This is a genomic window from Nitrincola tibetensis, assembly GCF_003284585.1.
Classification (GTDB): domain Bacteria; phylum Pseudomonadota; class Gammaproteobacteria; order Pseudomonadales; family Balneatricaceae; genus Nitrincola; species Nitrincola tibetensis.
Genome location: NZ_QKRX01000011.1, coordinates 72,227 through 92,874 on the forward strand (window position 1 = coordinate 72,227; position 20,648 = coordinate 92,874).

Here is a 20,648-nt window from a genome sequence, read left to right on the forward strand (position 1 = left end):
CTCTTTATTCATAGTTAACCTCACGCTCACCATGAATAACTTCAACCAACTTAACCGCTTCTTGCTCCATGGTCAGAACGAGCGTATTCACTCTACGCTGAAAATAACGATGCATTACAAGTGCTGGGATGGCAATCGACAAGCCCGCAGCTGTTGTAATCAAGGCTTCTGAAATACCACCTGCCAACACACTCGCATTACCAGTGCCCAAAATCATGATTTCAGTAAAAACTTTGATCATTCCAACAACCGTGCCCAACAACCCCAACAAAGGTGTAATTGCGGCAATAGTGCCTAAACTGGTTAAAAAGCGCTCTAAATCATGCACAACATGACCTGCTGCCTCTTCGATACTTTCCTTCATGATCACACGACCACTTCGGGAATTATTGATGCCCGCAACGATTATGGTGCCTAACGGACTGCCCGCTTTAATAACTCTGAGATGCTCGGGTGTCATTTCACCACTGCGAATAAGCTCCAGCGTCTCGGAAAGCAAACCAGACGGCAGCACTCGACTTCGCTTTAAAAACCATAAGCGCTCAAAACATATTGCCATTGCCGCAACTGAGCACAAGATGATAGGAACCATCAACCAGCCGCCAGATCGTATCAGTTCAAACACTGCCTAAACCTCCCTTTAAAGGGTCTAACTTTACCACACCACCGAGTACTAAAGTAGTCACTCAATGCCTTGTCCAATAACGTCTTTTACGCTGACGTTCGGAATCTTCGTGACATTCTCCACGCTCAGAGTGTAAATGCAATGCTCCATTCCAAGCCGTATTCAACTCTTTTATGGAAAGGCTTTGAAAACGTGAACGGACGGCAGCAGCTGGATGCCCATAACGATTATTAAAACCCGCTGTATAAATGACAGCTCTCGGCTGTGTTCGCTCAATAAAAACATCTGAGGAAGAAGTATCACTGCCATGATGCCCAGCCACTAACCATGTGACTGGCTCTATCTCTGAACGACGCACCAAATCATATTCGACCCGCTTAGATACATCTCCTGTCAACAATAGGGAGCAGTTTTGCGTTCTCACCTCTAGAACACAAGAACGATCATTTTCACTCCACTCATCATTAGGTTCACGCGTTAAGTAGCGAAAATCAACACCATCATACGACCAAGAACGACCTGTGTGGCATGAATCAAAGCCCTGAGTCTGTAAATATGGGCTGCCTGACTCTTTAGTAGACACACTCAAGTCGGTAAAGAGGTCTTCGAGCGCACCTGAATGGTCAAGATCATTATGACTAATCACCAAATGATGCAGATGGTCGATCTTATTTGCCTTAAACCAAGGTGACACCGTGTAGGACCACGCACTGCCTCCACTAAAAAAACCAGGGCCTGTGTCAAATAGGAGCTGATGAGAATGGGTTTTCACCAAAACAGACAACCCCTGCCCTACGTCAAACACAGTTACACGAAATTCACCTTGTTCGGGTCGCTTAGGGTCTGGAAAGAAGAGCGCTAGAGTAATCATGACTAAAGGCAGCTTCCAAACCACTCGCATGGGCAAAAGACACAACCCGACCGCAGCAACGGTTAAGGTGATTACTCCTTCACTCGCCACAGGAAGAACAACTGCCGAAAAATCAAAACTCGCGACAAAGGCTAAAAGCCACCAAAAACCACCAAGAAACATCTGGACAGAATCAGACACAAAGGGAACTTCGACACTTTGCAAGAGTATCAAAACGGGCAATAGCATAATAAACAACGAAAAAATGGGAACAGCGACAAAATTAACAATGGGCGCAGTAAGACTGATCTGCTGAAAGAAAACAGCAACCAAAGGCAGCATTCCGACAAAAATATACCCTTGCACACGGACCAGCATGATAAGCTTGGATCCTCCTGACGACCTCCAACTATCCGCAACCCATAACAATAAAGCAACAGCAACAAAAGACAGCCAAGCGCCCGCCTGCACAACGGACAATGGCTGCAAGGTTAAGATGATAATTAAGGCCCACTTTAGCCGCTGCCAAGCATTCAATTGCAAAAAACGAAACTCGCCTATTAGAAACACACACACCATGATCAAGGCTCGCTGAACAGGTAAGCTCAGGCCTGCCAAGCAGGCATAGGTTATTGCCAATAAAAAAGCGAATAACAAAGGCGTGCCACGAGATAAAGATGAAGAGCAACGCAGCAAAATAAGCACAGACGTTAAGACCCGCCCTATCAACAACCCCAACGCCGCAACAACCCCTATATGCAACCCACTTACAACCAGCAAGTGCGCCGTTCCCGTGCGCTGCAAAACCAACCAATCCTCTGGCTGCAAATCGCTTCTATCGCCGAGCACAACCGCAACCAATAACTTAGCGGATACTTCGTCTTCAATCTGCTGATAAATAGCTCGCTTTAACGCCTCTCGTATAGCTGATAAGGTAAATGCTTGGCCTTCTCTACGCACAAAAGACTGCACAACACCGCGCGCATCAATACCCGAATGAAGATAATACGCCTCAAGATCGGCGGCATAGGGATTTTTTAAAGATCTTGGGGCACGAAGACTCACGCTAAGTGTGACCATTTCGCCCGCGGCATAGTGTGTTTCCGGTTGATAATCAACAAGACTAAGACGCCTTAGGCGTTGACGGGCATCCGATGAAAAATGCTGTACACCTGTCAATTGAAGAAAAAAACGAGCTTCTTGCTCAGTCGTTTTCGGCAACCCTATGACGCGCCCAGTGACTTCAACCACTCTGCGATCATAAGAGTCTGGCAACTGATGATGCAATTGCCAAGCCCCATAAATAGATGCAACGGCAACACCCAATGTCAGCGCAATAAACAAGCGCCGAAAACGAGGAAAATACACAAGGGGCAAGCATGCAAATAGCAAAAGCACCCAACGTAAGCTTGGTAACTGGCTCACAGCCAGTATCCCTAAAGAATATACGATCATCCTTGATCTCTATGACTTGGTTTAATCTTTCCCTAAAGGCATAATAGCGGCCTCTAAACCCTCACAATAAAGTGCTAAATGCCCCGTAAAACGCTGAAGAAGTTCTTACCTGATCCTCACTGGATTAAAAACCATCCGAATCTTAATTGGCTGGGTGAACATATCAAAAATCCTAATTTATGGCATCTATCGCATAGATCTGTTTCTATTGCTGCATTTGTCGGTATATTTTGTGCGTTTTTACCCATGCCATTTCAAATGGTGGTTGCGGCTATTATCGCTGTCATTGTCGGATGCAACTTACCCGTTTCGGTTGCGTTAGTGTGGATCTCAAACCCCATCACCATGCCTGCAATTCTGTATTTTTGCTATCGCGTTGGGCTCTGGATTTTAGGGATTGAAGCATCACACAACCTAGTGTCTTGGCATTTAGACACCCTGTACGAAAACTCAAAAGCAATTTGGAAACCTCTAATTTTAGGCTGTTTAATTTGCGGCGTGAGTGCGGGTTCGGTTGGCTATATCACTCTGCGACTTGCATGGCTTATCAGCGTGAGACGAAGCTGGAGCAAACGCTCCAAACTTCGTAAACGTCGTGATCAAAAATCTGACTGAACAGGTTCAAGCACACCATCAATTAACTGCAAGGCACGATCCATACGATTTGCAAGCTGCAAATCGTGGGTTACCACAATAAACGCAATACCCAACTCCTGATTCAAATGATCCAAATACCCCTGCACATCATCAGCCGTATGACGATCTAGGTTCCCGGTTGGCTCATCCATCATCACACAAGCAGGTCGCGTCACCAACGCTCTGGCGATCGCGACTCGCTGCCGTTCACCACCACTCAACTGGCCTGGTTTATGCTGCAAACGTTGTTCAAGCCCCACCTGCTTAAGCAGAAACCTTGCTTCATCACGCGCATTTACCACACTTCCACCGCCAATCAACAAGGGCATTGCCACATTTTCAAGCGCTGTAAACTCATTTAACAAATGATGGAATTGATAGACAAAGCCCAATAATCGATTTCTCATTACACAACGCTTCTTTTCTGAAACACTGTATAAAGACTCGCCTCGCAGAATCACATCACCACTGTCTGGCTTATCCAAGCCACCCAGAATGTTAAGCAATGTACTTTTTCCGCTCCCCGAGCTGCCAACTATTGCAACTCTTTCTCCTGCCGCTACCGTCAAATCCAACTGATTCAGAACGTGAATAGTTTGTCCAATCTCGCTATAAGAACGACACACCTGCTGAGCCTGCAATACGAAATCTAGCTTACTCATAACGTAAGGCCTCCGCTGGCTGTGTTCTGGATGCTTTCCATGCGGGGTAGAGAGTCGCTAAAAAGCTAATTAAAAAAGCTGTTGATACAATGGTCACCAAATCGTTAAGCTGTAGCTGCGATGGCAAATAGCTAATAAAATACACATCCGCTGACAAAAACTGTATACCCGCCATACGCTCAAATGCTTCGACTAAATCACTGATCGTCAATGCAAGAATAACACCCAAAATTAAGCCCAAGGTTGTACCTATCGTACCGATCACAATACCTTGAACCATGAAAATTCTCATAATCATGGAGGGGGTTGCGCCCATCGTTCTTAAAATAGCGATATCGGCACGCTTATCCGTCACCACCATCACTAAGGTAGACACGATGTTAAATGCAGCGACAAAAACAATCAAAAACAGTAAAAGGCCAATCATACGCTTTTCTAACTGAATCGCTTGAAAGAGATTGCCCTGAGTGCGTGTCCAGTCAGAGATTTGCACAGGACGCTCTAGACCCATGGCCAAACCGCGAACCAGTAGAGGCGCATCAAATAGATCTTTAAACTGCAAGCGTACGCCATCCACATGCTGAGCCGGCATACGCTTAATGCGAGCTGCATCCTCAATATGAATGTACGCAAGACTTGCATCTAACTCAGCCCCCACCGAAAAAATGGCAGAGACATTAAAGCGTTTGATCCTGGGCATAATACCAGCAATGCTGACAGATGCTTCAGGCAATACGAGCGTAATTTTATCGCCGACCGTCACGCCAAGGTAGCGCGCCAGTAATTCACCCAACATGATGTTGTATTCACCCGCTTCTAAAGACTCAAAGCGACCTTCTTTAATGTGGTTTTGAATAATAGAAACTCGTTTTTCGAGTTCGGGATCCACGCCATTGATCATCACGCCCTGTACTTGCCCATTATGCGTCAGCATGCCTTGAGCTTGAACAAAGGGCGCTGTTGCTACCACTTCAGGCGAAAGTTCAATCTGCTCGGACACACTTTGCCAATCGGACATGGCATCGCCATACTCAGTGATGGTAGCATGAGCGACCATCCCCAAAATGCGCTGCTTGAGTTCTCGATCAAAACCATTCATAACCGACAAGACAACAATTAAGGCCGCAACCCCTAACATTAATCCCAAAATCGATATCATTGAGATAAATGAAATAAAATGATTGCCTCGTTTTGCTGCGGTGTAACGTAAACCAACAAAAATTGAAAAAGGTTTAAACATATTTGGCAGAAATCTACACTCTTAAGAGTACAGCCCCTAACAGATTAAAGAAGAAATTCGCTATAATTCCATCATATATTTAACAAGTACAACGGAGAACAGCAGTGAATCAAGATCGTCGGCAATTCTACCGCATAGAGAAGCGCGTTGCACTTGAGTTCCGCATTCTGGAAAACGATGACGATTTTGCGTCTCAACCCCCGTCGGCATTTAAAGTCTCTCCTTACTTCATGCTTCAAACCCAACTTCGGGAAATTGATGCCGAAGCAAACAAATTGCTCAAAGTCTTAACCAAAACGGCACCTTCCGTCGCCGCTTGTCTGAAATTAATGAACACAAAAATCGACATTATTGGCCAAACACTCGCTGCTAATAATCGCATGGGCGAAGACGTCAAGACTGAACTGGTTAATCTAAGCGAGGGAGGACTGTCCTTTACCAACTCATCCGCCATTGCAAAAGACACACTAATGTTGGTTAAGCTCATTTTCCCAGATGCTTGTCTTGGACTTTTATTACACGCAAATGTTCAACGCTGTGAAGCGATTGAGGAAGGTTTTGATATAGGTATCTCATTCTTACGTATGCCAGAGACCTGCCGAACTCAATTAGCAAGACTCATTATTGAGTCGCAAACACACGAGATAAAGACACATCAACATGTCGATTAAACCTCAACAAGCAAAAATTCTGCATCATATCGCCAGCGGCATTTTATTTGGCTTTTTGATTTTTTGGTTTTATCTGGGACGTAGCTTAGGCTTCTTAGACTGGTTTGTCAGTTTTTCTCCAGAAAGCCATGCAGGCGCATTTCTAATGCTGGCCATCATGCTCATGATGACGCCCGCTTTCTTTATTTGGAAACTTGCTAACCGTTATATCGAACAAAAGCTGAAGATTACAGGACGCTATTATGAAGACGGCGCATTTGCGGCTGCCCCTACAAAAGATAACAAGAAAACTAAAGACCCGTCCTAATAAAAAACCCCAGCCAAAAGACTGGGGTCATGCAATCAGAATACTCTAACCCACTTACAGATTTGAAACTCGATTAATGCCAGCAATTGCAGCAACTCGATAAGCTTCGGCCATGGTCGGGTAGTTGAAGGTTGTGTTTACAAAATACTTTAACGTATTTGCAGCGCCGTCTTGTCTCATTATCGCTTGACCGATATGAATGATTTCTGATGCCTGATCACCAAAGCAATGAATTCCCAGTATTGCAAATGTCTCTCTGTGAAAGAGAATTTTCAACATACCGACCGGCTCACCCGAAATCTGTGCACGCGCAGTATCCTTAAAGAAGGCCTGACCCACTTCGTAAGGCACACAATCACGAGTCAACTCTTCTTCTGTTTTACCAATCGAACTGATTTCAGGAATGGTGTAGATGCCCGTTGGGACCTCATTAATATAACGGAAATCATCCGCCTGAAGTAAATCAGAGGCAGCGGCACGGCCCTGGTCAATGGCAGCCGATGCCAAGCTTGGCCATCCGATCACATCACCTACCGCATACACACCTTCGCACTCGGTCTGATAATGGTCATTAACTTCCAACTGACCACGCGAGTTCGCTTTAAGCCCTATTTTCTCCAGCCCCAAATCAGACGTATTGCCTGTCCGACCGGCACACCAGAGAAATGCATCTGCGCGCATACGCTTTCCTGACTTAAACTCAATCGTTACGCCCTTCGCGTCACCTACAATTGATGCATACTCTTCGTTATGACGAATCTTAACGGCGTTATTACGAAGATGATAACTGAGCGCATCTGAAATTTCGGCATCTAAGAAGGACAAAAGGCGATCACGATTATCAATCAAATCAACCTTAACCCCCAAGCCACTAAAGATAGATGCATATTCACAGCCGATAACCCCCGCACCATAAATGACCATGGTCCGTGGGGTATGGTTAAGTTTCAGAATTGAATCAGAGTTATAAATGCGAGGATGTTTAAAATCAACATCTGCAGGACACCACGGACTTGAGCCAGTGGCAATGATCACATTCTTAGCTCGAAGAACCTCACCTTCACTTTTACTGCTTTTAACGATGATCACGCCCTTTTCTTCAAAGCGCGCTATACCGAAAAAAACATCAATACGGTTACGAGCATAAAAATTTGTTCTTAACATCACCTGATTTGAAATGACTTTTTCAGCACGACGTAGAACCTTGGGAAAGGAGAACCAACGTGGCTCACCGATATCCCGGAACATAGGGTTGGTATTGAATTCAATGATTTGTTTGACTGAATGTCTAAGCGCTTTGGAAGGAATGGTACCTTTGTGTGTACAATTACCACCTACGGTATCCTGCTCTTCAACCACCGCAACCCGCAGCCCTTTTTTTGCTGCATTCATCGCAGCACCTTCGCCTGCCGGTCCAGAACCGATTACTACGACGTCGTAGTCATACTCAGCCATTCTTATCCCCTTAATCATTAGTGTATGCACTTAGGACAGCTATCAAAACGCGTACAGCATCTTTCAGACTAGTGTTAGATGCAAGTAAATGGACCTTAATCTTTAGACTTAACCTCGTAAGCCAAATCCTCTACTGCCGCTTTTTCAACTGTCGATTTTTTTAATTGTTCTTCATCACAAATTGTTTTATCGCCACCGCAAATATCGCAGTCTTTAACAACACCTAAAGCACTCATTCCTCCACAGGAACCCGCTATAGGTTTACGCCCCATCAACACTCCCACCGACATTGCCAGTGTTAAAACCAAAAGAACCGTCAGTGTAATTGCAAATGTTTCCATAAATCCTCCTTAGCGCATCAAAAAAAATGGCCGGAACCTAAATTACCGACCATTTTAACGAACTATTGGGTTGTTTGGCTAATTAATCAGCTCAATCAGCCGCCGAAATCATCCAGCAGGATGTTTTCTTGCTCAACACCCATATCCAACAGCATTTTAATGACAGCTGAGTTCATCATTGGCGGTCCACACATGTAGTACTCACAATCTTCAGGCGCATCATGATCACGTAAATAGTGCTCATACAACACATTGTGAATAAAGCCTGTGTACCCCGTCCAATTGTCTTCTGGAAGAGGATCTGAAAGAGCCAAATGCCATGTGAAGTTTGGATTTTCTTCGGCTAGTTTATCAAACTCTTCAACGTAGAAGGCTTCGCGCAGTGAACGAGCACCATACCAGAAGGTAATCTTACGAGTTGACTTCAAGCGCATCAGCTGGTCAAAGATATGAGAGCGCATTGGCGCCATACCCGCACCACCACCAATGAAAACCATCTCATTGTCAGTTTCACGAGCAAAGAACTCACCAAATGGGCCGTACACATCAATCTTGTCACCTGGTTTCAGGTTAAACACATAAGATGACATGATTCCAGGCGGTAGATCAGTGCCCGGCGGTGGAGATGCAATACGAATATTGAATTTAACAACGCCGCGCTCTTCAGGATAATTAGCCATGGAGTATGCACGAATCGTTGTTTCGTTCACTTTCGAAACATAACGCCACATGTTGAACTTATCCCAGTCTCCGCGATACTCAGGCTGAATATCGAAGTCTTTGTAGTTAACAACGTGCGGAGGACACTCCAACTGCACATAACCACCTGCACGGAAGTCAACGTTTTCGCCTTCAGGCAAACGCAACGTCAATTCCTTGATGAAGGTAGCCACGTTCGGGTTAGAGTCGACTGTACAAGTCCATTTTTTCACGCCAAAGACATCATCTTCTACATGAATTTTCATATCTTGCTTAACGGCAACCTGGCAAGAAAGTCTCCAACCCTCTTTACCTTCGCGCAGCGTAAAATGTGACTCTTCTGTCGGCAACATGGAACCGCCGCCATCAAGAATTTGACATTTACACTGTGCGCACGTTCCACCGCCACCACAGGCTGATGCTAGGAAAACACCCTTATCAGCTAAAGCATTCAATAACTTACCGCCCGCAGGAACAGTAATTCTCTTTTCCGGGTCACCATTGATATCAATGGTGACAGACCCGGAACTGACCAGTTTTGAGCGAGCGGCCAAGATTACAGCAACCAGTGCAAGCACCACCGCTGTAAACATCACCACGCCCAGAATAATTTCTGCATTCATCAGCTTACTCCACCCTTCTGCTATTCATACCCAGCGGATTAAAGCGATACGCCGGAGAACGACATAAAGCCCAATGACATCAAACCAACAATGATGAAGGTGATACCTAAACCGCGCAGACCCGCAGGAACATCGCTGTACTTGAGCTTTTCACGAATACCCGCTAATGCGGTAATCGCCAATGCCCAACCAATACCAGCACCTGCACCGTACACAATACTTTCACCAAAGCTGTAATCACGCTCAACCATAAACAGCGCAGCACCCATGATGGCACAGTTAACGGTAATCAATGGCAAGAATACACCCAGCGCGTTGTAAAGTGCGGGTACATATTTGTCTAGGAACATTTCCAGGATTTGTACCAGCGCCGCGATTACACCAATGTAGGAAATAAAGCCCAAAAAGCTTAAGTCCACATCAGGATAACCCGCCCAGCTCAATGCCCCTTCACGTAGCAAATAGTTATAGATGAGGTTATTGACCGGTGTTGTAATGACCAGCACCACAACAACTGCAACACCCAAGCCAAAAGAGGTTTGTACTTTCTTGGAAATTGCCAAAAAGGTGCACATTCCCAAGAAAAACGCCAAGGCCATGTTCTCAATGAAAATGGCACGTACGGCAAGGCTAATATATTGTTCCATAGTTTACACCGCCTCCTTACTGGTGTTGGGTGCAATCACAAACTCAGGTTTTTCAACCTGCTCTGGATACCAAGTACGAATACCCCAAATCAAGATACCGATCAGGAAGAACGCACTCGGCGGCAGCAATAACATACCGTTACTGTAGTACCAACCACCGTTCGTCACCAAAGGCAGGATCTCGAAACCGAATAAAGAACCCGCACCTAGAAGCTCACGGAAAAAGGCAACAAACAGCAATACCATGCCATAACCCAACCCATTACCCAATCCATCGATAAAACTTGGCATTGGTGGATTTTTCATTGCAAAGGCTTCTGCACGCCCAAGAACGATACAGTTTGTGATGATTAACCCTACGAAAACGGATAATTGCTTCGATACATCGTAAGCAACCGCTTTTAGGATTTGGTCAACAACAATAACCAACGAAGCGATAATGGTCATTTGCACTATGATACGGATGTTACTTGGAATGTGACTCCGAATCATTGATACAAACAGGTTCGAGAAGGCTGCAACCGCCATAACCGCTAAGGTCATGACAACTGCATTGTTCATATTGGTTGTAACCGCCAGAGCTGAACACACCCCTAACACCTGTAGAGCGATTGGGTTGTTCTTAAAGATCGGCGTTATGACAATTTCTTTAGTGTTCGACATGCTTACACCTCCTCCGCTGAGCCCAGCTCAGCTGCATCATCATTCAACTGCACTTCTTCAACGGCTTGCGTTTCAGCGCGCAAGTTAGCAATCAAAGGCGCATAGCCAGTTTCACCCAGCCAGAATTGAATCATGTTAGTAACACCATTCGCCGTCAGAGTTGCACCCGCCAAACCATCAATGCGGTGTTCTGCACCAGCAACACTCGTATCAACGGAACCTTTCACTACTCGCAACGCAGGCTGTGTGGCTTCAACATTAGGATAAATTTGCTTACCTATCCAAGATGCCTTCCACGAAGGATTGTCAATTTCTCCACCCAAGCCTGGTGTTTCAGCGTGCTCATAGAAACCCAGCCCAGCAACCGTATTAAGATCGCCTTCTAGAGCTAAGAAGCCATACATTGTTGACCAAAGACCGTAGCCGTACACTGGCAGAATCAGAGTTTCGATACCGCCTGCATCGCTTTCAACCATGTAAACAGGCATCAGGTTTGGCTGACGCTTAATGGACGCGATATCCGTGCGACGATCCAAAGCCATCGAACGCGACGGATCACCCGCTGCACGGCGGAAGTCTTCAGCTTCAGGCGCATCAACAAACTCACCCGTATTGATATCAACAATACGCGTGGTAATTTGACTGAATAACTCATCAACTGTTTTACTCGGATCGGTAATACCCGCCGCTCTGAGTATATTCGACTTACGATCTTGATCCATGTTGTACTGCTGCATGGGTTTGAGCAAAACCGCAGCCGCTGACACGACAACCGAGCATACTACGCAGAGTACAACGGCTACCGTGACTGTCTTTTTAATCGAGTCATTATTAGACGACATTGCGTAACATCCTCCGCTTGATATTCGCTTGAACAACAAAGTTGTCAATGAGCGGTGCAAACAGGTTGGCAAACAGAATGGCTAGCATTATCCCCTCTGGGAATGCTGGGTTGACGACGCGAATCAAGATGGTCATCACACCAATCAGAGCACCAAACACCCACTTGCCTGTATTGGTCATTGAAGCTGAAACAGGGTCGGTTGCCATAAAGAACATACCAAACGCCAAGCCGCCAATAACAAAGTGCCACCAGAAAGGAACACCAAACATGGGGTTAGTATCAGACCCGATAACATTAAACAGCAAAGTGGTACCAATCACACCCAGTGCAACGCCCGCAACAATTCGCCAGGCCGCTATCTTGGCGTACATTATAATGGCACCGCCAATCATAATCGCCAGAGTCGATACCTCACCCACAGAGCCTTGAACCGTGCCTATGAATGCGCTGAACCAACTGATATCAGTTGCTAAAATTGCATCCACACCACCCATTGCAGCAAGACCTAAGGGTGTCGCTCCAGAGAAGCCATCAACCGCCGTCCAGATTGCATCACCTGATATTTGTGCAGGATACGCAAAGTAAAGGAACGCACGACCTGTCAGCGCAGGGTTTAGGAAGTTTTTACCTGTACCGCCAAACACTTCCTTACCAATGACCACACCGAAGGTGATACCTAAGGCGACCTGCCATAAGGGTATGGTTGCGGGAAGGATGAGTGAGAAAAGTATGGAGGTCACGAAGAAACCTTCGTTCACTTCATGCCCACGCTTCATGGCAAACAGAACTTCCCAGAAGCCACCCACTATAAAGGTGACTGCATAGATTGGCAGCCAGTACGCGGCACCGTGCAGGATATTATCCCAAACACTGCTGGCATCGTAGCTTGTCAGGGCTGAGAGGATCGCTCCACGCCAGCCTGGCGCTGCTGTGATTCCCAAATCAGCCATCGCCGTGTTGGCTTGTAAACCCACACTATAAAGGCCGAAGAAAATAGCTGGAAACGTACACATCCACACAAGAATCATCATGCGTTTCAGGTCGACCGCATCACGGACGTGAGCGCCAGCGCGTGTCACTTGCCCTGGTGTATAAAAAATTGTATCAACGGCTTCGTAAAGCGCATACCATTTTTCATATTTACCGCCTTTGTGAAAATGCGGTTCCATTTTATCGAGAACAGTTCTTAAACTCATGACAGCCTCTCTTACGCTTCTTTCTCGATGCGCGTTAGATTATCGCGAAGAATTGGGCCATACTCGTATTTGCCAGTACAAGCAAAGCTACAAAGCGCCACGTCTTCTTCATCTAATTCAAGGCAACCTAACTGCATAGCCAAAACTATATCGCCAGTTACCAGTGCACGCATCAACTGTGTGGGTAATATATCCAGAGGCATCAACTCTTCAAACTGCCCTACGGGGACCATTGCACGCTCCGAGCCATTGGTCGTCGTGGTAAAGTTGAAACGTTTAGCAGGATTCAGCTTTGAGGCGAACATATTCAACACAGAGAACTTCTCTGTTCCCGGCACAACCCAACCCATAAACTCACGGTTGTCACCTTCAAGCAACACGCTAATTTGATTAGCATAGCGAGAAAGATAGGCCAGAGGACCGTTCGCAGCAAAGCCCTTCCAGACGGATCCGCTAATGACTCTGTTTTTACCCGTACGTAATTTACCAGCTGTTAGCTCAGTTAAATCGGCACCTAAACGAGTACGAACTAGACTTGGCTTTTCAACTTGAGGGCCAGCTAAAGCAACAACACGCTCTACAGACAAGAAGCCAGTTGTAAATAGTTTTGCTACGGCAACAACGTCTTGATAACCAATACTCCAAACCGTTTTCTTCTGAGAAACCGGATCAAGGAAGTGGATGTGGGTTCCCGCATTACCTGCTGGGTGAGGCCCACTGAACTCTTCAGTTACAACGTTTGCAATACCTGTAATTGCAGAACCCGCTGCTTTACAAAGATAGACTTTTCCGTCTGTCAATTTAGTCAGCAATTCAAGACCTTGCTGAAACAAAGCCTCCTGACCCGCCAACACCACTTCCGGGCTTGCAGCCAAGGGGTTGGTATCAATCGCCGTTACAAATATAGAATTGGGAACTGAGCCCAATTGAGGTACTTTGCTATAAGGGCGCGTTCTGAACGCAGTCCACAAGCCAGACTTGATTAAATTATCCTGGACCTGCTCACGTGATAATGAACCTAATTGCGAAGCTTCATAACGAGCGAATTCTAATGATTCTTCTTGCTCATCTAGCTCTATCACAACCGATTGCAGTACGCGACGATCACCACGATTAATTTCTTTAACAACACCAGCACCGGGAGAAGTGTACTGAACACCCTCTGTTTTTTTATCGGTAAAGATCACCTGTCCGAGCTTAACACGATCGCCTACTTTGACCGCCATGGTGGGTTTTAACCCCACATAATCATAGCCAATCAAGGCAACAGAACGCACCTTCGCAGCATCGTGAATCACCTGCTCTGGTTCACCCGTAATTGGTAGATCCAGACCCTTTTTGATCTTGATCATTCGCCTCACCCAATCTAACTAAAAATTTTAGGATTTTTATTATTATCTGATCGTGCAAATGCACAAAAACCTGTTTTAAAACAAGAGTGATTCGCATTTACAGAAAAAACAAAAAACCCACCTAAAAACTTTTTTATTATACCTGAGAGACGTGTAGTTTTTCTACCAAACACTTAGATGGATAAACCCTTCTTAAGTGTTAAATGAAGGCAAAGACATAGAAGAAGTTAGAATATACTTATAACTTAATGGAATTGAGGATATTTAGGCGGGATACAGTGCAAAAAGCCGACGCAAAACAGGGTGATATAAAAAAGCATCCCTATCCTACGCCGGCTCTTAAACTAAAAACCTACTAAGCTTCAACTGGGAAGGTTTTCAATGTGCACTGGCAAATATGCTGTGCCATACGAATAACCTGGCAGCTGTAACCGTATTCGTTATCGTACCACACGTAAAGTACGCAACGATTGCCTTCGGCTATGGTAGCAAGCGCATCGACAACACCAGCCGCACGCGAACCAACAAAATCAGTTGAAACAGCTTCTGGTGAGTTGCTGTAATCAACTTGCTTTTGCAAGCTTGAATGCAGAGCAATATAGCGCAGATAGTCATTCAACTCGTCACGGTTGGTTTCAGACTTCAAGTTCAGGTTAAGAATCGCCATCGACACATTCGGAGTGGGTACACGAATAGCGTTGCCGGTCAACTTACCTTCAAGCTCAGGCAAGGCTTTCGCAACCGCTTTGGCAGCACCTGTTTCAGTCAAAACCATATTAAGCGCAGCAGCACGACCACGACGGCTACCTTTATGGTAGTTATCAATTAAATTTTGATCGTTGGTATATGAATGAACAGTTTCCACATGGCCATTCTCGATACCATATTTATCCTGAAGCGATTTTAAGACAGGAACAATCGCATTTGTTGTGCAGGATGCAGCAGACAGAATCGTATCTTCTGGTACGATATCACCGTGGTTAACGCCCATCACAACGTTTTTCATATTTTTGCCAGGTGCTGTCAGAAGAACCTTAGCAGCCCCTTTTGCCTGCAAATGGCGCGACATTGCCTCAGCATCACGGAACATACCCGTGTTATCGATAACCAACGCATTGTCGATACCATAAGCCGTGTAATCGATATCTTCAGGCTTATCTGCGAAGATCACCTGAATAGAGACACCATTGGCAACAATGGCCTGGTTCTCTTCATCGACGTGAATCGTCCCTTTGAAAGAGCCATGGACAGAGTCACGACGCAATAGGCTTGCACGCTTTTCAAGATCATTATCCGCTTTACCCTTGCGCACAACAATCGCACGCAATCTTAAGCTGTGACCAACACCCGCACGATCAACCAATTGGCGCGTCAAAATACGACCTATGCGACCAAAACCATACAGAACCACGTCTGTTGGATTACGGTCATCCGCAGGGCCTGTCGTCACTGCGAGCTCGTCTGATACAAACTGTTTCAGATCACGCCCTTGCGCATCAGCACGATACTTAATGGCTAATTTAGCAATGTCAATATGGGCATTATGAACATCCAGTTCACTTACGATCTCAAGCACAGGAAAGGTGTCAACAACTGACAGCTCTTCACCCTCTACTTGACGTACAAAGCGGTGTGCCTTGATGATGTCAATGACAGAGCGTTTAACGATCACACGACCGTAAACAGATATTTCTACATTGCGTTCACGATACATACGGCCGATCAGTGGGATCATTGCCTCTGTAATAGACTCACGCGCATTCCAGTCCGCTAAAATCAGTTCTTGGCTCACAGTTCACTCCGAAATTGTAAAGGCTCAATTTGCGTGCGCGCATTATCCCCATTTCTTTCCTTCGGATCAAACGAAGATGGATAGACTTTCGTCCGAACAAGCCGCAAGATTAGACTATGAATGAACCCAATGTAGATTATTTACGTATTTTTATTTTTTAGATTTTCTAATCTTGCCTTAGTTAACTGAGAAGTAATATTCAAACTGGCAAGTTTAGTTTGACCCTTTTAAGGAGATCCATTTTGCTGGCAACCTTTTCGCATCCCTTGCCTCACAGTGCAGGCGATATAAAGCGGCTTGGACAAGTCTGTGGTAGCAGCACAGGACTAATCCTGCAACAACTCTCGTCTAGGCATACTCAGGGGCCTATTCTGATGATCTGCCGCGATAATGAGATGGCGCTTCGTATTCGTCAAGAAACGGAATTTTTTTCTGGCACATCCGACAATATTTTATTTTTTCCTGACTGGGAAACACTTCCTTACGATAATTTTTCACCTCACCAAGACATTATTTCACAGCGAATCGAAACGCTTTATCGACTACCCAGCTTAAAACGGGGCATTCTGATCGTCCCCATCTCCACCCTAATGCAACGCATCGCGCCAGAGAACTTCATTACTGGCCACAGCCTTCATCTTGAAAAAAACCAGCAACTAGACCCGGAAATACTTCGTCATCAACTGATTGCCGCAGGCTACCAAGCCGTCAATACCGTGTATGAACATGGGGAGTTTGCTGTTCGTGGTGCCATCATTGATATTTTTCCCATGGGCAGCGACACTCCATTTCGTATCGAATTATTAGATGATGAAATTGATACACTACGAACGTTTGAACCCGACTCGCAACGCTCAATTGAACATATTGAGCGCATCCGTTTACTTCCAGCCAAAGAATTTCCATTTAATACAGACTCAATACGCCAATTTAAGCAACGTTGGCGCGAACGGTTTGATGTAGACTTTACTCTTTGCCCTGTATATAGAGATGTATCTGATGGTGTGACACCTGCTGGCATCGAATACCATTTACCCTTATTCTTCGAAACCTTGGCAACACTATTTAACTACCTGCCCTCCACGACACTAATTGTTGAAGAGGCTGGTGTCTTTGAGGCAGCGCAGCATTTCAAAAAGGAAATTGATGTCCGCTACGAAGAGCGTGCCTATGACACTCGCCGCCCACTCCACTCTCCACAGGAACTCTATTTACTACCAGATGATTTATTTGGCACATTAAACAACTACCCTCGCATTCGTATTCAAGAAGCCGCTGAAACCCTTAAACCAGGGCGTGACAATTTACCCTGCGTCGCTCCGGTCGACCTAACCTCCGTTCATGGCAGCGAATCTCCTCTTGAAAAGCTAATCGAGCTGATGAAGCATGATCCAACACCAATTCTTCTTTGCGCAGAATCCGCAGGCCGACGAGAAGCACTATCGGATCTATTGCGTCGCAGCCAACTCAAAGCCAAAGAGTTTGACTCTTGGGATGCTTTTTGTGCTGCACCGGCTCCCTTAGGATTAACGGTATTTCCACTGGATCGTGGCATTTCCATCCCAGATGTTCTGCATTTAGTCACCGAGACTCAGTTATTTGGCCGCCAGATTTTCCAGAGGCGACGCCGTCAACGCGAAAAAGACCAATCCGACCAAGCCATACGACATCTGTCTGAGTTGACCGAAGGCGCCCCTGTTGTGCATATCGACCATGGTGTTGGTCGCTATCGTGGATTGCAAAGCATCTCGGTTGAAGGTCAGATCAACGAATTTCTAACACTGGAATATGCCAATGAAGCCAAACTCTATGTCCCGGTTTCATCCTTGCAGCTAATTAGCCGCTACACTGGCGCCAGCGATGACGTAGCCCCTCTGCATCGCTTAGGAACTGAGCAATGGAGCAAGGCTCGCCAAAAAGCAGCTGAAAAAGTTCGAGATACCGCTGCCGAACTGCTCGATATTTACGCGAGACGTGATGCGCGAGAAGGATTTTCATTCGAGTTTCCAGAAAAGGATTATGCTCGGTTTGCGGCCACCTTCCCCTTTGAGGAAACACCGGATCAATTCAATGCGATTGAAGCCGTTATTCGCGATATGCGCGCCTCTAAACCAATGGATCGTTTGGTGTGCGGGGATGTTGGATTCGGTAAAACAGAAGTGGCTATGCGCGCCGCATTCATTGCAGCTCAATCGGGCAAGCAAGTTGCCGTTCTAGTGCCAACAACTCTACTGGCTCAACAGCACTATGATAATTTTTGTGACCGCTTTGCGGACTGGCCCGTCAATGTTGAGTTGATCTCTCGTTTTCGTAGCGCGAAACAGCAAACGCTTATCGCCAAGCAGTTGGCTGAGGGGCAGGTTGACATTTTAATTGGCACCCACAAGCTCATTCAAGGCAGCTTAAGTTTTAAAAACCTAGGTCTGTTAATCATCGACGAAGAACACCGCTTTGGTGTTCAACAAAAAGAGAAAATAAAAGCATTACGTGCAGAAGTCGACATTTTGACACTGACGGCGACCCCTATTCCCAGAACGCTCAATATGGCAATGTCAGGTATGCGCGATCTGTCGATCATTGCCACACCGCCTGCTCGCCGCCTCTCAGTGAAAACCTTTGTGCGCCAATCAGACCCTGCACTACTCAAAGAAGCCATTTTGCGTGAACTACTAAGGGGTGGGCAGGTTTACTACCTTCACAATGAAGTAAAAACCATCGAAAAAGTGGCTGCGGAACTGGATGCTATGGTTCCCGAAGCGCGAGTTGCCGTTGGTCATGGCCAAATGCGTGAACGAGAGCTTGAGCAAGTGATGAGTGATTTTTATCACAAACGTTTTAACTTACTGGTGTGTACAACCATCATTGAAACAGGTATCGACATCCCTAATGCCAACACCATTATTATTGAACGGGCGGATAAGTTTGGCTTAGCACAATTGCATCAACTTCGAGGACGCGTCGGTCGCTCGCATCACCAAGCTTACGCCTATTTGATGACGCCAGACCCACGTAATATGACAGAGGATGCCAAAAAACGCCTTGAAGCCATTAGCGAAGCCTCAACATTAGGCGCAGGCTTCACTCTCGCAACCCATGACCTTGAAATCAGAGGTGCTGGCGAGCTACTCGGGGAAGAGCAAAGCGGCCAAATGCAAACGATAGGCTTTGGCCTTTACATGGAAATGCTTGAGCAAGCCGTACAAATGATCCGTGAAGGCAAAACACCTAACATGGATAAACCGCTTCGACATGGCTGCGAAGTCAATTTAAATCTATCGGCCATCATTCCTGATGAATACTTACCTGATGTACATAACCGTTTGATGCTTTACAAACGAATTTCAAATGCAAAGGACGCCAATCAACTGCACGAAATACAAGTGGAAATGATTGACCGCTTCGGACTTCTCCCAGAACCAACAAAACATCTGATTCGTCAAACAGAACTGAAATTGCGCGCCGAAAAACTAGGGATTTTAAAGCTTGAGGCAGGTGCAAAAGGTGGCAAGATTGAATTTGAGGCCGAACCGAAAGTCGAACCAATGAAGCTAATCAACATGATTCAACGCCAACCGAAGGTGTTCAAGCTAGACGGCTCATCAGGACTGCGCTTCACCTTAGCCATGAATTCAGTGGAAGAGCGCTTCAAGCACTTGGAGGCATTAATTGAGCATTTAGGGGAGTGACACACCCCCCATGGCTCGCAGTGGGGATTAGAGAGCAGGTGTTCAGCAACTGATACATGCTGAACACTTTTTCTTAGCACTTAACGGAGTGAGAACTGATCTGCATCCTGCCAAGCTGGGAAGGCTTCACGAAAAGACTGTAACGCACCCAAAGACAATGTGCAGGTTTCAATAAACGCTGTGTTTTGTGGGTGATCGCACAGGATGTCTCCTTTAAAATCAACACACAGAGAGTCACCTGAGTATTGGTTCCCTTTCGCATCTTCACCGACTCGATTCACACCCACAACATAGGCTAAGTTTTCAACAGCACGTGCACGCAGCAACACTCGCCAAGGTGTGCGTCTAGGCGCGGGCCAGTTCGCGACACAGACTATCACATCATACTCAGTGGCGGCATCTGCCACGGGCTGTTGTCTCATCCAAACGGGAAAACGTAAATCGTAACAAACACTCAAGAGTACTTTGAACCCTTTGACCTCAACGACAATTCGCTCCTGCCCCATCGCATAACGCAGATGCTCACCCGCCATTCTAAAAAGATGGCGTTTATCATAGATCTGCATGTCTCCGGAAGGCAGCGCCCAAACCAAACGGTTATAGCACTCCCCCTTGTCTTTAATGGCAACACTGCCAGTGACAATACACTTACGTTTTTGTGCCTGCGATAACATCCAATCTGTCACAGGACTACTCCCCCAATTCTCAGCCATTTGCTGCGAATTCATGGTAAAGCCAGTGGCAAACATTTCTGGCAAAAGGATCAAATCAGTTTCTTCAGCACCCAAATCACCCAAAAGCCTATCGATATGAGCACAATTAGTGGCTGGATCTTCCCAACGCAAATCACACTGAACGAGGGTCACACGTAGATCATTTGAAGTGTCCAATGACATTGTCACTC

The 20,648-nt window shown here is 46.0% G+C and carries 18 protein-coding genes; 4 read left to right on the forward strand and 14 right to left on the reverse strand.

All coding sequences use genetic code 11. The features are described 5' to 3' along the window. Nucleotides 1-4 precede the first annotated feature (4 nt). Nucleotides 5-625, reverse strand: coding sequence for a MotA/TolQ/ExbB proton channel family protein (locus DN062_RS13905; RefSeq protein ID WP_112159911.1), 621 nt, complete (start codon nucleotides 623-625; stop codon nucleotides 5-7). 61 nt (nucleotides 626-686) lie between these two features. After that, nucleotides 687-2,930, reverse strand: a complete 2,244-nt coding sequence (locus DN062_RS13910) for a DNA internalization-related competence protein ComEC/Rec2 (protein WP_112159912.1) — start codon at nucleotides 2,928-2,930, stop codon at nucleotides 687-689. A 78-nt stretch (nucleotides 2,931-3,008) separates the two neighbouring features. Between DN062_RS13910 and DN062_RS13915 the strand changes: the two genes are divergently transcribed. Then, a complete protein-coding gene (locus DN062_RS13915; RefSeq protein WP_112159913.1) occupies nucleotides 3,009-3,545 on the forward strand; it encodes a DUF2062 domain-containing protein in 537 nt (178 codons plus the stop codon). On the opposite strand, the gene DN062_RS13920 is transcribed toward DN062_RS13915, so the two are convergent. Continuing rightward, nucleotides 3,530-4,228, reverse strand: a complete 699-nt coding sequence (locus DN062_RS13920; RefSeq protein ID WP_112159914.1) for an ABC transporter ATP-binding protein — start codon at nucleotides 4,226-4,228, stop codon at nucleotides 3,530-3,532. The two genes, DN062_RS13915 and DN062_RS13920, sit on opposite strands and share 16 nt — an antisense overlap. Then, nucleotides 4,221-5,468: a lipoprotein-releasing ABC transporter permease subunit gene (locus tag DN062_RS13925; RefSeq protein WP_112159915.1), complete on the reverse strand. Its 1,248-nt coding sequence runs from the start codon at nucleotides 5,466-5,468 to the stop codon at nucleotides 4,221-4,223. Before DN062_RS13925 ends, DN062_RS13920 begins: the two co-directional genes overlap by 8 nt. Before the next feature lie 104 nt (nucleotides 5,469-5,572). On the opposite strand from DN062_RS13925, the gene DN062_RS13930 reads away from it, so the two are divergent. After that, nucleotides 5,573-6,139: a PilZ domain-containing protein gene (locus tag DN062_RS13930; protein ID WP_112159916.1), complete on the forward strand. Its 567-nt coding sequence runs from the start codon at nucleotides 5,573-5,575 to the stop codon at nucleotides 6,137-6,139. Continuing rightward, nucleotides 6,129-6,446, forward strand: coding sequence for a hypothetical protein (locus tag DN062_RS13935; protein WP_112159917.1), 318 nt, complete (start codon nucleotides 6,129-6,131; stop codon nucleotides 6,444-6,446). The genes DN062_RS13930 and DN062_RS13935 overlap by 11 nt, the downstream gene beginning before the upstream one ends. 54 nt (nucleotides 6,447-6,500) lie before the next feature. Here the strand turns inward: DN062_RS13935 and sthA are convergent, their stop codons facing one another. From sthA to DN062_RS13980, 9 genes are all read right to left on the reverse strand, one after another. Beyond that, nucleotides 6,501-7,901 (reverse strand): Si-specific NAD(P)(+) transhydrogenase, encoded by a 1,401-nt coding sequence (sthA, locus tag DN062_RS13940; protein ID WP_112159918.1) that lies wholly within the window; start codon nucleotides 7,899-7,901, stop codon nucleotides 6,501-6,503. A 95-nt stretch (nucleotides 7,902-7,996) separates the two neighbouring features. Further along, on the reverse strand, nucleotides 7,997-8,242 hold the full coding sequence (gene nqrM, locus DN062_RS13945) for a (Na+)-NQR maturation NqrM (protein ID WP_112159919.1): 246 nt from the start codon (nucleotides 8,240-8,242) through the stop codon (nucleotides 7,997-7,999). A gap of 95 nt (nucleotides 8,243-8,337) precedes the next feature. After that, nucleotides 8,338-9,564 carry an NADH:ubiquinone reductase (Na(+)-transporting) subunit F gene (nqrF, locus tag DN062_RS13950; protein WP_112159920.1) on the reverse strand — a complete coding sequence of 409 codons (1,227 nt, stop codon included), beginning with the start codon at nucleotides 9,562-9,564 and terminating at the stop codon, nucleotides 8,338-8,340. Nucleotides 9,565-9,602: 38 nt separating this feature from the next. Beyond that, nucleotides 9,603-10,211 carry an NADH:ubiquinone reductase (Na(+)-transporting) subunit E gene (gene nqrE / locus DN062_RS13955; RefSeq protein ID WP_112159921.1) on the reverse strand — a complete coding sequence of 203 codons (609 nt, stop codon included), beginning with the start codon at nucleotides 10,209-10,211 and terminating at the stop codon, nucleotides 9,603-9,605. 3 nt (nucleotides 10,212-10,214) lie between these two features. Beyond that, entirely contained in the window at nucleotides 10,215-10,874 is a 660-nt protein-coding gene (locus tag DN062_RS13960) for an NADH:ubiquinone reductase (Na(+)-transporting) subunit D (protein WP_112159922.1), read from the reverse strand. A 2-nt stretch (nucleotides 10,875-10,876) separates the two neighbouring features. Further along, nucleotides 10,877-11,716, reverse strand: a complete 840-nt coding sequence (locus DN062_RS13965) for a Na(+)-translocating NADH-quinone reductase subunit C (protein WP_112159923.1) — start codon at nucleotides 11,714-11,716, stop codon at nucleotides 10,877-10,879. Continuing rightward, nucleotides 11,706-12,914: an NADH:ubiquinone reductase (Na(+)-transporting) subunit B gene (locus tag DN062_RS13970; RefSeq protein WP_112159924.1), complete on the reverse strand. Its 1,209-nt coding sequence runs from the start codon at nucleotides 12,912-12,914 to the stop codon at nucleotides 11,706-11,708. Before DN062_RS13970 ends, DN062_RS13965 begins: the two co-directional genes overlap by 11 nt. A gap of 11 nt (nucleotides 12,915-12,925) precedes the next feature. Continuing rightward, entirely contained in the window at nucleotides 12,926-14,266 is a 1,341-nt protein-coding gene (locus tag DN062_RS13975) for a Na(+)-translocating NADH-quinone reductase subunit A (RefSeq protein ID WP_112159925.1), read from the reverse strand. Between the two features lie 355 nt (nucleotides 14,267-14,621). Further along, nucleotides 14,622-16,058, reverse strand: a complete 1,437-nt coding sequence (locus DN062_RS13980; RefSeq protein ID WP_112159926.1) for a glyceraldehyde-3-phosphate dehydrogenase — start codon at nucleotides 16,056-16,058, stop codon at nucleotides 14,622-14,624. 245 nt (nucleotides 16,059-16,303) lie between these two features. Between DN062_RS13980 and mfd the strand changes: the two genes are divergently transcribed. Next, entirely contained in the window at nucleotides 16,304-19,744 is a 3,441-nt protein-coding gene (gene mfd / locus DN062_RS13985) for a transcription-repair coupling factor (RefSeq protein WP_112159973.1), read from the forward strand. Between the two features lie 80 nt (nucleotides 19,745-19,824). On the opposite strand, the gene DN062_RS13990 is transcribed toward mfd, so the two are convergent. After that, nucleotides 19,825-20,640, reverse strand: coding sequence for an amidohydrolase (locus DN062_RS13990; RefSeq protein WP_112159927.1), 816 nt, complete (start codon nucleotides 20,638-20,640; stop codon nucleotides 19,825-19,827). Nucleotides 20,641-20,648 lie beyond the last annotated feature (8 nt).

What these genes read in the sequence shown, in the direction of transcription:
- sthA (WP_112159918.1), bottom strand. Translation starts at nt 7,901, where the DNA reads ATGGCTGAGTATGACTACGACGTCGTAGTAATCGGTTCTGGACCGGCA.
- DN062_RS13970 (WP_112159924.1), bottom strand. Translation starts at nt 12,914, where the DNA reads ATGAGTTTAAGAACTGTTCTCGATAAAATGGAACCGCATTTTCACAAA.
- DN062_RS13925 (WP_112159915.1), bottom strand. Translation starts at nt 5,468, where the DNA reads ATGTTTAAACCTTTTTCAATTTTTGTTGGTTTACGTTACACCGCAGCA.
- DN062_RS13990 (WP_112159927.1), bottom strand. Translation starts at nt 20,640, where the DNA reads ATGTCATTGGACACTTCAAATGATCTACGTGTGACCCTCGTTCAGTGT.
- DN062_RS13960 (WP_112159922.1), bottom strand. Translation starts at nt 10,874, where the DNA reads ATGTCGAACACTAAAGAAATTGTCATAACGCCGATCTTTAAGAACAAC.
- DN062_RS13965 (WP_112159923.1), bottom strand. Translation starts at nt 11,716, where the DNA reads ATGTCGTCTAATAATGACTCGATTAAAAAGACAGTCACGGTAGCCGTT.
- nqrE (WP_112159921.1), bottom strand. Translation starts at nt 10,211, where the DNA reads ATGGAACAATATATTAGCCTTGCCGTACGTGCCATTTTCATTGAGAAC.
- DN062_RS13935 (WP_112159917.1), top strand. Translation starts at nt 6,129, where the DNA reads ATGTCGATTAAACCTCAACAAGCAAAAATTCTGCATCATATCGCCAGC.
- DN062_RS13975 (WP_112159925.1), bottom strand. Translation starts at nt 14,266, where the DNA reads ATGATCAAGATCAAAAAGGGTCTGGATCTACCAATTACGGGTGAACCA.
- nqrM (WP_112159919.1), bottom strand. Translation starts at nt 8,242, where the DNA reads ATGGAAACATTTGCAATTACACTGACGGTTCTTTTGGTTTTAACACTG.
- DN062_RS13920 (WP_112159914.1), bottom strand. Translation starts at nt 4,228, where the DNA reads ATGAGTAAGCTAGATTTCGTATTGCAGGCTCAGCAGGTGTGTCGTTCT.
- DN062_RS13910 (WP_112159912.1), bottom strand. Translation starts at nt 2,930, where the DNA reads ATGATCGTATATTCTTTAGGGATACTGGCTGTGAGCCAGTTACCAAGC.
- nqrF (WP_112159920.1), bottom strand. Translation starts at nt 9,564, where the DNA reads ATGAATGCAGAAATTATTCTGGGCGTGGTGATGTTTACAGCGGTGGTG.
- DN062_RS13915 (WP_112159913.1), top strand. Translation starts at nt 3,009, where the DNA reads ATGCCCCGTAAAACGCTGAAGAAGTTCTTACCTGATCCTCACTGGATT.